The sequence below is a fragment of the Methylorubrum sp. SL192 genome (genome assembly GCF_026672325.1).
Taxonomy (GTDB): domain Bacteria; phylum Pseudomonadota; class Alphaproteobacteria; order Rhizobiales; family Beijerinckiaceae; genus Methylobacterium; species Methylobacterium extorquens.
The window spans coordinates 4,134,190-4,148,095 of the sequence record NZ_JAPPQV010000003.1; the positions used below are offsets into that span (position 1 = coordinate 4,134,190).

The 13,906-nt window shown below is 69.0% G+C and carries 13 protein-coding genes; 9 read left to right on the forward strand and 4 right to left on the reverse strand.

Translation table 11 applies throughout. The features are described 5' to 3' along the window. Positions 1-15: 15 nt before the first annotated feature. From trpC to OVA30_RS19960, 8 genes are all read left to right on the forward strand, one after another. Positions 16-873, forward strand: a complete 858-nt coding sequence (gene trpC / locus OVA30_RS19925; RefSeq protein WP_268176542.1) for an indole-3-glycerol phosphate synthase TrpC — start codon at positions 16-18, stop codon at positions 871-873. Continuing rightward, entirely contained in the window at positions 870-1,355 is a 486-nt protein-coding gene (gene moaC, locus OVA30_RS19930) for a cyclic pyranopterin monophosphate synthase MoaC (RefSeq protein ID WP_012255726.1), read from the forward strand. The genes trpC and moaC overlap by 4 nt, the downstream gene beginning before the upstream one ends. Next, positions 1,352-2,578, forward strand: coding sequence for a molybdopterin molybdotransferase MoeA (locus OVA30_RS19935; protein WP_268176543.1), 1,227 nt, complete (start codon positions 1,352-1,354; stop codon positions 2,576-2,578). The genes moaC and OVA30_RS19935 overlap by 4 nt, the downstream gene beginning before the upstream one ends. Before the next feature lie 159 nt (positions 2,579-2,737). Further along, positions 2,738-3,199, forward strand: coding sequence for a 3-hydroxyacyl-ACP dehydratase FabZ (fabZ, locus tag OVA30_RS19940; protein WP_003603892.1), 462 nt, complete (start codon positions 2,738-2,740; stop codon positions 3,197-3,199). 5 nt (positions 3,200-3,204) lie between these two features. Next, positions 3,205-4,011, forward strand: a complete 807-nt coding sequence (gene lpxA, locus OVA30_RS19945; protein WP_253387161.1) for an acyl-ACP--UDP-N-acetylglucosamine O-acyltransferase — start codon at positions 3,205-3,207, stop codon at positions 4,009-4,011. 11 nt (positions 4,012-4,022) lie between these two features. Continuing rightward, the gene (locus tag OVA30_RS19950) at positions 4,023-4,871 is read left to right on the forward strand and encodes an LpxI family protein (protein ID WP_268176544.1); all 849 of its coding nucleotides are present in this window, start codon (positions 4,023-4,025) and stop codon (positions 4,869-4,871) included. Then, on the forward strand, positions 4,868-6,028 hold the full coding sequence (gene lpxB, locus OVA30_RS19955) for a lipid-A-disaccharide synthase (protein WP_268176545.1): 1,161 nt from the start codon (positions 4,868-4,870) through the stop codon (positions 6,026-6,028). The genes OVA30_RS19950 and lpxB overlap by 4 nt, the downstream gene beginning before the upstream one ends. Further along, the gene (locus tag OVA30_RS19960) at positions 6,025-6,504 is read left to right on the forward strand and encodes a YaiI/YqxD family protein (protein WP_268176546.1); all 480 of its coding nucleotides are present in this window, start codon (positions 6,025-6,027) and stop codon (positions 6,502-6,504) included. Before lpxB ends, OVA30_RS19960 begins: the two co-directional genes overlap by 4 nt. A 145-nt stretch (positions 6,505-6,649) precedes the next feature. On the opposite strand, the gene gltA is transcribed toward OVA30_RS19960, so the two are convergent. Together gltA and gltX are read right to left on the reverse strand one after the other, a co-directional pair. Beyond that, positions 6,650-7,939 carry a citrate synthase gene (gene gltA / locus OVA30_RS19965; protein ID WP_003603897.1) on the reverse strand — a complete coding sequence of 430 codons (1,290 nt, stop codon included), beginning with the start codon at positions 7,937-7,939 and terminating at the stop codon, positions 6,650-6,652. Between the two features lie 475 nt (positions 7,940-8,414). Beyond that, on the reverse strand, positions 8,415-9,839 hold the full coding sequence (gltX, locus tag OVA30_RS19970; protein WP_253398678.1) for a glutamate--tRNA ligase: 1,425 nt from the start codon (positions 9,837-9,839) through the stop codon (positions 8,415-8,417). 167 nt (positions 9,840-10,006) lie between these two features. Here gltX and OVA30_RS19975 point away from each other — a divergent pair, with 167 nt between their 5' ends. After that, positions 10,007-12,265 carry a ComEC/Rec2 family competence protein gene (locus OVA30_RS19975; protein WP_268176548.1) on the forward strand — a complete coding sequence of 753 codons (2,259 nt, stop codon included), beginning with the start codon at positions 10,007-10,009 and terminating at the stop codon, positions 12,263-12,265. Here OVA30_RS19975 and lexA read toward each other — a convergent pair. Together lexA and OVA30_RS19985 are read right to left on the reverse strand one after the other, a co-directional pair. Then, the gene (lexA, locus tag OVA30_RS19980) at positions 12,259-12,981 is read right to left on the reverse strand and encodes a transcriptional repressor LexA (RefSeq protein WP_003603900.1); all 723 of its coding nucleotides are present in this window, start codon (positions 12,979-12,981) and stop codon (positions 12,259-12,261) included. The genes OVA30_RS19975 and lexA overlap by 7 nt on opposite strands. A gap of 408 nt (positions 12,982-13,389) precedes the next feature. Further along, a complete protein-coding gene (locus OVA30_RS19985) occupies positions 13,390-13,851 on the reverse strand; it encodes a helix-turn-helix domain-containing protein (RefSeq protein WP_268176550.1) in 462 nt (153 codons plus the stop codon). Between the last annotated feature and the right edge of the window lie 55 nt (positions 13,852-13,906).

A 13,906-nucleotide genomic window follows, 5' to 3' on the forward strand; every position in this document is an offset into this window, starting at 1 on the left:
TCTAAGGAATAACCGATGGACGACATCGTGGCCGACGTGACCGTCGGGCCTGCCACCTCGACCCCGGAGCGGGCGAGCGTGCTGGCCCGGATCGAGGCCTATAAGCGCCGCGAGATCGCCGAGGCGAAGCTGCGCCTGCCGCTGGCCAAGCTCGAAAAGCAGGTCGCCAAGGCCGACCCGCCCCGTGGCTTCGCCGACGCCATCGCCCGGCATATCGGAGAAGGCCGTCCGGCCCTGATCGCCGAGATCAAGAAGGCCTCGCCCTCCAAGGGGCTGATCCGCGCCGATTTCGATCCGAAGACGCTGGCCAAGGCCTACGCAAAGGGCGGCGCTACCTGTCTCTCGGTGCTGACCGACACGCCTTCCTTCCAGGGCGCACCGGATTTCCTCGTCGAGGCGCGCGCGGCCTGCGACCTGCCGGTCCTGCGAAAAGACTTCATGTTCGAGCCGTATCAGGTCTACGAGGCCCGCGCCTGGGGCGCCGATTGCATCCTCGTCATCATGGCCTGCCTCGACGATGCGGAGGCCGCCGCCATCACCGAGACCGCGCACGATCTCGGCATGGATGTGCTGGTCGAGGTCCACGACGCGCAGGAGCTGGAGCGGGCCCTGCCGCTCGGCACGCGTCTGGTCGGCGTCAACAACCGCAACCTCAAGACCTTCGAGGTCTCCTTCGAGACCGCGATCACGTTGAAGCCCGGCATCCCCGCCGACCGGATCGCGGTGGCCGAGAGCGGCATCGGTGGACATGCCGACGTGCTGCGGTTGAAGCAGCACGGGCTCAACACCGTCCTCGTCGGCGAGAGCCTGATGCGGCAGGACGACGTGACCGCGGCGACGCGGGCCCTGCTGTTCGGGGAGAAGGGCCGGTGAGCGGCGCCACCCTCACCCATATCGACCGGACCGGCGCGGCCAACATGGTCGATGTCTCGGACAAGGCCGCGACGTCGCGCACCGCCGTGGCCGAGGGCGTGGTGGTGATGCAGCCCGAGACCCTGGCTCTAATCCGCGAGGGCGACGCCAAGAAGGGCGACGTCATCGGCACCGCCCGGCTCGCCGGCATCATGGCTGCCAAGCGCACGCACGAGCTGATCCCGCTCTGCCACCCGCTGCTGATCACCAAGGTGCGGCTGACCTGCGAGCCCGACGATTCCCTTCCCGGCCTGCGCCTGACCGCGGAGGTGAAGGTGCAGGGCCAGACCGGCGTCGAAATGGAGGCGTTGACCGCCGTCTCGGTGGCCTGCCTGACGGTCTACGATATGGTCAAGGCCGCCGACCGCGGCATGCGCATCGAGGGCATCCGCCTCCTGTCGAAGGAGGGCGGCAAGTCCGGCGCGTGGAACGCCGGCTCATGAGCCTGCTCCCGGTCGCCGAAGCGCTTGCAAAGATCCTCGCCGCCATCCCCGGCCCGGTCGCGGTGGAAGAAATCCCCATCGCGCAGGGCGCAGGCCGTACCCTGGCCGCCGACCTCACGGCCCGGCGGACCCAGCCGCCCTTCCCGGCTTCCGCCATGGACGGCTACGCCGTACGCGCCGCCGACGTGGCGACGGTGCCGGCCCGCCTGCACCTGATCGGCACCAGCGCGGCGGGTCACGGATTTTCCGGAACATTGGCCGAGGGCGAGGCGGTGCGCATCTTCACCGGCGCACCGGTCCCCGAAGGCGCCGATGCAATCCTGATCCAGGAGAACGCCGAGGCCGAGGGCGAGACCGTCACCGCCCGCGAGCCGGCGGCGGCGGGTCGCTTCCTGCGCCGCGCCGGCCTCGATTTCCGCGAGGGCGAGACGCTGGTGCGGGCCGGCGAGACCCTCGATGCGCGCCGCCTCGCGCTCGCGGCCAGCGCCGGCCATGCCGTGCTGCCGGTGCGGCGCAAGCCGCGAGTCGCCGTCCTCGCGACCGGTGACGAGTTGGTGCGGCCGGGCGAGCCGGCGGCGTGGGACCAGATCGTCGCCTCGAACGGCCTCGCCCTCGGCGCGCTGAGCCTGGAGGCCGGCGCGGAGGTCATCGATCTCGGCATCGTCACCGACGATCTCGGCGCCTTGCGCGAGGCGGTCGGTCGCGCGCGGGCGGCCGAGGCCGACCTGCTCGTCACGCTCGGCGGCGCCTCGGTCGGCGATCACGACCTCGTCCAGGCGGCGCTCGGGGCCGAGGGGCTGGAACTCGGCTTCTGGCGGGTGGCGCTCCGGCCCGGCAAGCCGCTGATGCACGGGCGGCTCGGACCCATGGCGGTGATCGGCCTGCCGGGCAATCCCGTCTCCTCAATCGTCTGCGGCCTGCTCTTCGTGGTGCCGGCGATCCGCGCGCTCCTCGGCGACCCGCGCGCGGGCGAGGACCGCAGCGAGCCGGCGCTTCTCGGCCGCGATATGCCGGAGAACGACGCCCGCCAGGACTACCTGCGCGCGCGCCTCGACACGGCGCCGGACCGGCTGCCGGTCGTCCATCCCGAGTCGCGCCAGGATTCCTCGATGCTCTCGGTGCTCGGCACCAGCGAGGCCCTGCTGATCCGTACGCCTCATGCGAGTCCCGCCAAGGCGGGCGACCCGTGCCGCATCATCCGGCTGGATCGGCGCATCGTCTGAGCCGCCATCGCGGCTGATGCCGCTGGTTGTGGCCCCGACGGCGCAAAAGTCTTGCATCCGCCTGATTTTCTGCCGAAGAGGGCGGCCTTCACCGGCAAAAAGCACGGGACCGTGCGGCGGACGCCGCCGGGAAAGCATGGGCGGGGAGCGTTGGGACCGATGAGTGAGACGCGGGAGCTGGGTTCGGCCGATATCCAGAAGGTGCTGGAACTGCTGCCCCACCGCTATCCCTTCCTGATGATCGACCGCATCATCGAGATCGACCGGGACGAGAGCTGCATCGGCATCAAGAACGTCACGGCGAACGAGCCGCAATTCACCGGGCACTTCCCCGGCCTGCCGGTCTTCCCCGGTGTGCTGCTGATCGAGGGCATGGCGCAGACCGCGGGCGCGATCTGCTGCCGCCACATCATGAATGACGACTTGAAGACCAAGCAGGTCTTCTTCATGACCATCGACAAGTGCAAGTTCCGCAAGCCCGTCGTGCCCGGCGACCAAGTGCGCTTCCACATGACGAAGATGAACCAGCGCAAGACCATGTGGTGGTTCCGCGGCGAGGCCCGCGTCGACGGCGCGCTCGTGGCCCAGGCCGAGATCGGTGCCATGCTGGTGACGGAGTGAACGCAGTGCGGGACGGGATCCATCCGAGCAGCGTCGTCGAGGACGGCGCCCGGCTCGGGGACGGCGTGCGGATCGGTCCGTTCTGCCATATCGGGCCCGACGTCGTGCTGGGGGACGGCTGCGAACTCGTCAGCCACGTCGTGGTCGCCGGCCGGACGACGGTGGGCGCGCGCACCCGGATCTATCCCTTCGCGTCGATCGGCCACCCGCCGCAGGATCTGAAGTTCCGCGGCGAGCCCTCGACGCTCACGGTCGGCTCCGACTGCCTGATCCGCGAAGGCGTGACCATGAATCCCGGCACCTCCGGCGGCGGACTGGAGACGGTGGTCGGCAACGGCTGCGCGTTCCTGGCCAACAGCCATGTCGGCCATGATTGCCGCGTCGGCGACCACGTCATCTTCTCCAACAACGTCATGCTCGCCGGCCATTGCACGGTCGGCAACTATGCCATCCTCGGCGGCGGTGCGGCGGTGATCCAGTTCGCCCGCGTCGGCGATCACGCCTTCGTCGGCGGCCTCTCGGGGCTGGAGAACGACTGCATCCCCTACGGCATGGTGCTCGGCAACCGCGCCTACCTCTCCGGGCTCAACATCATCGGCCTGCAACGCCGGGGTTTCTCGCGCGAGGACATCCACGCCCTGCGCCGGGCCTATCGGCTGCTCTTCGCCCAGGAGGGCACGCTGATGGAGCGCGTCGAGGACGTGGCCGCCGAGTTCGATACCCATCCGGCGATCCACGAGATCCTCGCCTTCATCCGGGCGGGCGGCAAGCGCTCGATCTGCACGCCCCGCCCCGTCTCCGCGGCGGCCTGAGGCGGCCCGCCGTGATCGATCCCGCCCGGCCCCTCGCCCTGGTGGCTGGCGCGGGCCACCTGCCGGAACTCGTCGCAGCCTCCCTCGATCGCGCGCGGCGGCCGTTCCGCGTGCTGGCCGTGCGCGGCTTCACCGAGCGGGCGATGCGGCGGCGCGCGGATGCGGTCGTCGATCTCCTCGACATCCCCGGCACCCTGCGCATCCTGAAGGAATGGGCCCCCGCCGCCGTGGTGCCGGCCGGCGGCGTCACCCGCCCGAGCCCGGCCGCCCTGCTCAACGCGGCGCATGCGGTGCGCAACCGCGATATCCTGAAGAGCTTGGCTGGCGGTGACGATCGCCTGCTGCGGGCGGTGCTCTCGCTGCTCGAAGAGAACGGGCACCGGGTGCTCGGCGTCCACGAGGTTGCGCCCGACCTGCTCGGCCGCCTCGGCAGGCTCGGCCGGGTGGAACCGGATTCCGACGCGACCCTCTCGATCGCCACGGGCCGGGCCATGCTCGGCGCCCTGAGCCCGTTCGATGTGGGTCAGGCGGCCGTGGTAGCGGGCGAGCGCGTCATCGCCGTCGAGGGACCCGAGGGCACGGACCGCATGCTCGCCCGCGCCCGTGCGCTCAACCGCAAGCCGTTCGGCCGCGGCACGCCCGCGAAGGGGACCGTGCTCGTCAAGCTGCCGAAGCTCGGCCAGGATCTGCGGATCGATCTGCCGGCCATCGGCCCGCGCACCGTGCGCCGCGCCGCGGAGGCCGGCTGTGCCGGCATCGCCATCGGCGCCGGCCATACCCTGGTGATTGATCGCGAGGCGACGGTGGCGGCCGCGGATGCGGCGGGCCTGTTCCTGATCGGCGTGGAGGTCGCCCCGTGACGCATCGGCGGATCTGGCTCGTGGCGGGCGAGGATTCCGGCGACCAGCTCGGCGCCAAGCTGATCCGGGCCCTGCGCGCACTCTCGCCCGAGCCCCTGACGCTCGGCGGCGTCGGCGGCGAGGCGATGGAGGCGGAGGGCTTCCGCTCGCTCTTCCCGATCGATGACGTGGCGGTGATGGGCTACCTGCCCGTGCTCGCCCGCGCCCGTACCCTGCTGCGGCGCATCCGCGAGACGGTCGACGACGTCGTGGCAGGCCGGCCCGACGTGCTCGTCATTATCGACAGCCCCGGTTTCACCCACGCCGTCGCGACCCGCGTGCGCAAACGCCTGCCGGATCTGCCGATCATCGATTACGTCTCGCCGAGCGTGTGGGCGTGGCGGCCGTGGCGGGCCAAGGGCATGGTGCCCTTCATCGACCACGTGCTCGCCCTCCTCCCCTTCGAACCGGACGCGCATCGCCGCCTCGGCGGGCCGCCCTGCTCGTATGTCGGCCACCCGCTGATCGAGCGTCTAGCCGAGCTGCGCCCCTCCTCCGACGAAGCCGCGATCCGCGAGGGGCGCCCCCCGGTCCTCGCCGTGCTGCCGGGCTCGCGCCGCTCGGAGATCGAGCGGCTGATGCCGGTCTTCGGGCAGGCGACCGCCGACCTCGCCCGACGGGTCGGCCCCTTCGAGATCGAGCTGCCGGCGGTGAGCCGTCACCGCGCCCTGATCGAACGACTCGCCGCCGCGTGGGAGCGGCATCCGCGGATCGTCCATGGGGAGGCCGACAAATACGCGACCTTCCGCCGGGCGCGGGCCGCGCTCGCGGCCTCCGGCACCGTGACGCTCGAACTCGCGCTCGCCGGCGTGCCGATGGTGGTGGCCTACAAGGTGTCGCGGGTCGAGGAGGTCATCGCCCGGCGGCTCATCCAAGTGCCGACGATCGTGCTGCCGAACCTGATCCTGTCCGAGAACGCCATGCCGGAATTCGTGCAGGCCGATTGCACGCCGGAGCGGCTCGCCGAAACGTTGGCGCCGCTTCTCGCGGGCGGCCCCGCCCGCCGGACGCAACTCGACGCGCTGGCCCGTATCGACGGCCGGATGCGGCTGCCCGGCGACGAGGAACCGAGCCGGGCGGCGGCCCGGATCGTCTTGGAGGCACGGCGGGCGGCATGAGCGAGGAAATAACGCCGACGATCGCGATCTACGTCGATGCCGACGCCTGCCCGGTGAAGGACGAGGTGTACCGCGTCGCCGGGCGCTACGGCCTGCACGTTTTCGTCGTCTCGAACAGCTTCCTGAACCTGCCGCGCGAGCCCTGGATCGAGCGGGTCGTCGTCGGAGACAAGTTCGATGCGGCCGACGACTGGATCGCCGAGCGGGCGAGCCGTGGCGCCGTCGTGATCACGGCGGACGTGCCGCTCGCGAGCCGATGCGTGAAGGCCGGCGCGGTCGCGCTGGCGCCGAACGGAAAGGCCTTCACGGAATCCTCGGTCGGTCTCGCGCTCGCGACCCGCAAGCTGATGCAGGATCTGCGGGAGGCCGGCGCGATCACCGGCGGTCCGAGGCCGTTCTCGCCGAAGGACCGCTCGGCCTTTCTCGGTGCTCTGGATCGCGTGGTCATGCGCCTGAAGCGCGATCTCAAGCTCTGACATCGTGCGCCTCCGGACCGCGCGGTCCGGAGGCGCCCTTTTGAGCATCGTCCTGGATATCGGATCCAAGACGATGCTCTAGGCTTTTGTTTTGCATCATCTTTTTCCGAAAGCCGGAGGCCACCTTTCGGGATGATGCTCCAGCTCAGCTCCGCTGGCCGATCGGCGTGTAGTCGCGGCGGTCCGGGCCGATATAGAGCTGGCGCGGGCGGCCGATCTTCTGGGACGGGTCCTCGATCATCTCGGCCCACTGCGCGATCCAGCCGACGGTCCGGGCAAGCGCGAACAGCACCGTGAACATCGAGGTCGGGAAGCCGAGCGCCTTGAGGGTGATGCCCGAGTAGAAGTCGATGTTCGGGTAGAGCTTCTTCTCGATGAAGTACTCGTCCTCGAGGGCGATCTTCTCGAGCTGGACGGCGACTTCCAAGAGATCGTCCTTGATCCCGAGTTCGTTCAGAACCTCGTGGGTCGTCTTCTGCATGATACGCGCACGCGGGTCGTAGTTCTTGTAGACCCGGTGGCCGAAGCCCATCAGGCGGAAGGGATCGTTCTTGTCCTTCGCCTTGGCGACGTATTTCTGCACGTTCTCGGGATGCCCGATCTCCATGAGCATCTTGAGCGCCGCCTCGTTGGCGCCGCCATGGGCCGGGCCCCACAGGCAGGCGATGCCGGCGGCGATGCAGGCGAACGGGTTGGCGCCCGAGGATCCGGCCAGACGCACCGTCGAGGTCGAGGCGTTCTGCTCGTGGTCGGCGTGCAGGATGAAGATCTTGTCCAGCGCGCGGGCGTAGATTGGGTTGACGACGTATTCCTCGCACGGAACCGCGAAGCACATCCGCAGGAAGTTCGAGGTGTAGTCGAGGTCGTTCTTCGGATACACGAAGGGCTGGCCGATCGTGTACTTGTAGGCCATCGCCGCCAGCGTCGGCATCTTCGCGATCATGCGCAGCGAGGCGATCATCCGCTGCGACTCGTCCGAGATGTCGGTCGAGTCATGATAGAAGGCCGAGAGCGCGCCGACGCAGGCCACCATCACCGCCATCGGGTGGGCGTCGCGGCGGAAACCCTGGAAGAAGCGGTTCATCTGGTCGTGCACCATGGTGTGGCGCGTGACCCGGTAGTCGAAATCCGCCTTCTGGGCCGAGCTGGGCAGCTCGCCGAACAGCATCAGGTAGGCGGTCTCAAGGAAGTCGCCGTTCTCGGCGAGCTGCTCGATCGGGTAGCCGCGATAGAGCAGCACGCCCTCGTCGCCGTCGATATAAGTGATCTTCGACTCGCAGGAGGCGGTCGAGGTGAAGCCCGGATCGAAGGTGAACTTGCCGGTCTGGGCGTAGAGCTTGCCGATATCGACCACGTCGGGGCCGATCGTTCCAGTCTTGATGGGCAATTCGACGTTTTTGTCGCCCACGATGATGGTGCTGGCGGAAGCGCTCATGGGATCGCGGACCCTCTCTTGCGACGGGAACAGCACTGGACCGGAAGGCAACGCCTCCCGCCCCGTTGTGGCGCCGCAGCAGAGCACTGCGCCCGCTCACTGAAGCACCGGGTTAGCGGATCGGTCGGCGCCCAGCAACGGTGGGCTGCTCCCGGCCTCTTCGCATATGCGAAAAACAGGCTGGATCTGTCACTCCGCGAACGGGATGAAATCGGATCCGGCCCGTTCGCTCATCCAGCTCTCGACGATTTCGAACGCTCTGCAAGAGCGCAGATGACGCTGAAACACGCGTTCAGGCAAGACTTTCCCGCCCTCGACCGGACGATGGGTCGCCGTCGCAAGGTCAGGCTGTCATTCGCGCTGGATTGTCATTCGAGGCGCCGCGAAACCCATGAGTGTGCGAACACGGCACGCGGTGCACCGGCTTAGCCGATGCACCCGGATCTTCTCTGCGGGGATCCGTCGCGTGGCCAGCTTAGGCCGGCAGGCGATCCCGGAGGCGGGCAAGCGCCTCGTCGCGGCCGAGCACGGCCAGGACGTCGAAGACCGGCGGCGAGGTGGCGCGCCCCGTGAGCGCCGCCCGGAGGGGCTGGGCGACCTGGCCGAGCTTGACCCCCTGACTGTCGGCGAATTGGCGTACCGCAGCCTCCGTCGTCGCCGCGTTCCATTCCGGGAGGGCTTCGAGCGCCGGCAGGAGCGCGCGCAGCCGCTCGGGCGCATCCCCCGCGAGCAGGGCCTCGGCCTTGGCGTCGAGGGCGAGCGGACGCGCGGCGTAGAGGTAGTAGGCGCTGTCGAGGAGTTCGACGAGCGTCTTGGCGCGCTCTTTCAGGCCGGGCATCGCCGATACGAGCTTCTCGCGCAGATCCGGCGTCAGCGCGGTCGGCAGGCCGCGCTCGGGGCCGCGGGCCGGCAGGATCGCGTCGATCGCATCCACCAGCACGGAATCGGCGCTGCCGCGGATGTAGAGCCCGTTGAGGCTTTCCAGCTTCGTGAAGTCGAACCGCGCCGCCGAGCGACCGATCGCCTTCAGGTCGAAGGCGGCGATCATCTCCTCGGTGGAGAAGACTTCCTGATCGCCGTGGCTCCAGCCGAGCCGCACGAGGTAGTTGCGCAGGGCCGCCGGGAGGTAGCCGCGGTCGCGATATTCCTCGACGCCGAGCGCGCCGTGGCGCTTCGACAGCTTGGCGCCGTCCGCCCCGTGGATGAGCGGGATATGCGCCATCGCCGGCACGTCCCAGCCGAGCGCCCGGTAGATCTGGCTCTGGCGCGCGGCGTTGGTGAGGTGGTCGTCGCCGCGGATCACCTGCGTGACGCCCATGTCGTGGTCGTCCACCACGACGGCGAGCATGTAGGTCGGCGTGCCGTCGGAGCGCAGCAGCACGAGGTCGTCGAGATCGCGGTTGGCCCAGGTGACGCGGCCTTGCACGGCGTCCTCGACTACCGTCTCGCCCTCGCTCGGCGCGCGCAGGCGGATCACCGGCTTCACGCCCGCGGGTGCCTCGGACGGGTCGCGGTCGCGCCAGCGGCCGTCGTAGCGCGGGGCGCGGCCCTCGGCGCGGGCGGTCTCGCGCATCTGCGTCAGCTCTTCCGCACTGGCATAGCAGTGATAGGCGTTGCCCGAGGCGAGCAGGCTCTCGGCGACCTCGCGGTGCCGCTCGGCGCGGGCGAACTGGTAGATCACCTCCCCGTCCCAATCGAGGCCGAGCCAGCGCATCCCGTCGAGGATCGCGTCGATCGCCCCTTGCGTCGAGCGCTCCCGGTCGGTGTCCTCGATGCGCAGCAGCATCCGCCCGCCGAAGCGGCGGGCGTAGAGCCAATTGAACAGAGCCGTGCGCGCTCCCCCGATATGCAGGAAGCCCGTGGGTGAAGGCGCAAAGCGCGTGACGACCGGTGACGACATCGGCGGCTGGGAGGCTTCTTCAAAAAGTGCGGGATGGCGCGCGTGCGGCTGCGGCCGGTCTCGGCGGGCGTGTAGCACGAGCGAGCCGATGCGTTAAGAATTCGTCACGGTTGCCCATCGCGCGGGCATCGCAGGTCTCCGAGCGCGGCGGGGTAGAGGCAGGGCACATGGCAGGGGGCGGCGGCAGGGCGATGCGCGGGGCCGTTCCGGCCCTCATCGCCGGTCGCCTCCCCGCCCCCGCACAGCTCTGGCAGGCCGCGCGCGACGGCTTGCGCGGCAGCGTCGCTCGCGAAGCTGAGCAGCGGCGGCTGTTCCCCTGGCTCGCCGTCGCCTTCGGGGCCGGCATTCTCGTCTTCTTCACGGCGACCGATGGAGAGCCTTCCCTCGCCGCGCCGCTGATCGCGGCGGGGCTCTGCCTTTCGGTGATGCCGCTGCTGCGGGCGCGCCCGGTGGCGCTCGCGCTGATGCTCGGCCTCGCCGCCGTCTTCCTCGGCTTCGCGGCGGGCGTCTGGCGGGTCGCCTCCGTCGCGGGACCGGTGCTGACCCGCGTGACCATCGCGCCGCTTGTCGGCCTCGTCGAAGGGCTCGATGAGCGCGAGGGCGGCGCGCGGCTGATCGTGCGCGTCGAGCGGTTCGGCGATCTCGATGCGGAAAGCCGCCCGCGCCGGGTGCGGGTCTCGTACCGCGCTGCGCAGGCCGTGCGGCCGGGTGACGCCATCCGCGCCACCGCCCGCCTGTTGCCGCCGCCGGAGGCGGTGCGGCCGGGCGGCTACGACTTTGCGCGCGACGCCTACTTTCGCGGGATCGGCGCCGTGGGCTCGCTGGTCGGCAAGGTCGAGGTCGGGCCGCCGGCCGAGCCGCTGGCCCTGTCGCTGCGGTTGACCGCCGCCATCGACGCGGCGCGCAATGCCTTCACCCGCCGCATCACCGACGCGATCGGCGGACAGGCCGGCGCGGTGGCGGCGGCCCTCGTCACCGGAAAGCGCGGACTGATCTCCAACGAGACCAACGACGTGCTGCGCGCGGCGGGAATTTATCACGTCGTCTCGATCTCCGGGCTCCACATGGTGCTCGCGGCGGGCGTCGTATTCTGGCTGGTGCGGGCCGGGCTCGCCCTGGTTCCGGTGCTAGCCCTCGCCTGGCCCATCAAGAAGATCGCGGCGGGGACGGCGATGCTGGGCGTGACCGCCTATTGCGCCTTCTCCGGCTGGGACGTCGCCGCCGAGCGCGCGCTGATCATGACGCTGGTGATGCTCGGCGCGATCCTTGTCGATCGCCCGGCGCTCAGCCTCCGCAACCTCGCCCTCGCAGCGATCCTGGCGCTCGCCCGCGAGCCGGAGGCGCTGCTGGGTCCGAGTTTCCAGATGTCGTTCGGTGCGGTTGCCGGCCTCATCGCCTGTGCGCCGCTCATCGACGGGCGGGTTTTCCGAACCGACAGTTCGTCCCGGATTGCGCGGTCCGCGTTCTGGGTGGCGAAGGCGGTGGTCGGAACGCTGGCCACGACGCTGGTGGCGCAACTCGCCACCGCGCCATTCGCGACCTACCACTTTCAGACCGTGCAGCCCTTCGGCCTTGTCGGCAACGCGCTGACCCTGCCGCTCGTGTCGCTCGCGGTGATGCCCGCGGCGGTGCTCGGGATGCTGGCCTACCCCTTTGCCCTCGACCGACCGGTCTGGTGGCTGATGGGGCTTGCGGTGCGCGGCATGCTCGACATCTCCGCCTGGATCGCCGGGTTCGGGCAAGCCAACGTCGTGCTGCCCGCGTTCGGAACGGGCGCCCTGATGCTGCTCGCCGCCGCCCTGCTGCTGGCGACACTTCCTGTGTCGCGGCTGCGTCTCCTCGCCCTCGTGCCGGCGGGGCTCGGTGTTGCCCTCGCCGCGAGCCCAATCCGCTACGACATCTACATCGATCGGGACGGGGCCGGCGCCGCGGTTCGCGGCAAGGACGGGCGCCTCGTGGTGCTCGGGCGCCCGCCCGGCTTCGTGCTCGAACAATGGTTGAAGGCCGATGGCGACGGCCGCCGTCCGGAAGCCGCGACCGGTGCCGCCGGGCCGCGCTGCGACCGGATCGGCTGCACCCTCACGGCCGTGGACGGGCGCGCCGTCGCTCTCGTCATGGACAAACGCGCTTTCGCGGAGGATTGCGCGCGGGCCGACATTCTCATCACCCGACTGCGTGCTCCGCCGGGCTGCGCCGCGCCGCTGATCGCCGACCGGACGTTCCTAGCGGTGCGGGGCGCCACGGCGATCCGCCTCGGAACGGCAGGACCTGAAATCACCACTGCCCGCGGGGCCGGTCAGCCGAAGCCCTGGCAGCCCCGGCCTGCCAGCGCGGCGACACCGGCAACCGAGGCGGGCCCCCAATCTCCCAACGATCCAAGTGCGGCGGATCCATCAGACCCGCCGCTCCCCGAAAATCCTCAGTAACGGCGCACGAGGCTGACGAGCTTGCCCTGGATGCGCACCCGATCGGGCCCGAGCACGCGGGTCTCGTAGGCCGGGTTGGCGGCTTCCAGCGCGATCGACGAGCCGCGGCGGCGCAGGCGCTTGAGGGTCGCCTCCTCGTCGTCGATCAGCGCGACGATGATGTCGCCATTGTTGGCGGTCTCCTGTTTGTGGATCACCACGAGGTCGCCATCGAGAATGCCGGCCTCGATCATCGAATCGCCGCGCACTTCCAGCGCGTAATGCTCTCCGCCCGACAGGAAGTCGGGGGACATCGAAATCGAGTGGCTCTGGCTCTCGATCGCCGAGATCGGCACACCGGCAGCGATCCGGCCCATCACCGGCACCATCACCGATTGGCCCTTGCCGTCATGGGCCTGAAGCATGGGAGGCTTCGGCGCGGCGGGCTTGGCCGAAAGACCGCCCTCGACCACGCTCGGCGTGAAGCGCCGCGGCTCGGACGATGCGGGCTTGGCCGCCGGCATGTCGGGCATGCGCAGGATCTCGATCGCCCGCGCCCGGTTCGGCAGACGGCGGAGAAACCCGCGCTCTTCCAGCGCCATGATCAGGCGGTGGATGCCGGATTTGGATTTCAGGTCGAGCGCGTCCTTCATTTCGTCGAAGGACGGCGGCACACCGCTCTCCTGCATCCTCTGCTGGATGAACTGGAGCAGTTCGAGTTGCTTGCGGGTCAGCATGCGGCACCTGCTGTCGACCGCGGGCCGGGGGCGCCGCAGAATCGTTGAAAACAAAGCACGAACAGCCTAGACGTTCCTCTCCTGTTCCGCAAGCATCCCTCCGGAAGCGACAGTGGTGGGCGCGTTTTCGAAAATCGGCGGCGGCCCATAATCGATAATCAGCGGGTAGTTTTGGAGAAACGCATTACTAACAACGACTTAAATGCCTTTTGAGGGGTGTCCAATCGCAACGACTGTTCGCGCCTGCCGCTCGCCGCCGATTATCGATAACGCATTGCCGCTGATGCGTTTTTTGCGGACCCACTTTCCAGCCTGCGTGTGATTGCGGACCCTATTGCGGACCCCGCGGGGTAAGAGTGCGCGAGATTTCCGAAGGCCCAATCGTCGACGAGGACGCAAGTGGAGCAATCAGTAGGCGCGCAGCGTCTCAATCCAGACCGGAATGTCGGCATCGGCAATTTCTGTCCGTACCTCATTATAGATGGCGAAAAGTTTATCGGGATCACTTTCCAGGCCAAAGCGTCGCTTCAAATATGCATGTAAACCTCCGAGCCTAAATCCGAAATATATTGCTTCGTAATTCGGCGCGCCGTAACCGGCGTCGGGGTATTCAAGAACTACGAGCCTTATGAGCGCGAATATATAAGCCTCACGCAGGCCTATTAATCCGGATGTCGGCAAATCGCGTCCTGCGCTTCGGGCAGCCTTGCTGAACACTCGCAGTTTGTATCGTTCGGGCACGGCGCCGCGACGTCGCCAGCCAGCGATGGTTGATGGATCTATCCCAAGCTGATCCGCCAACTCCCGGTCCAACTCCACCCCTGCTTCTCGCTTGAGGCTGTCGATTTCGTCGCCAACGCCATCTGCCATGTTGCATCACATTTCACAAGATGTCATACGTCATGTAATGACATGTTGTGCGAGC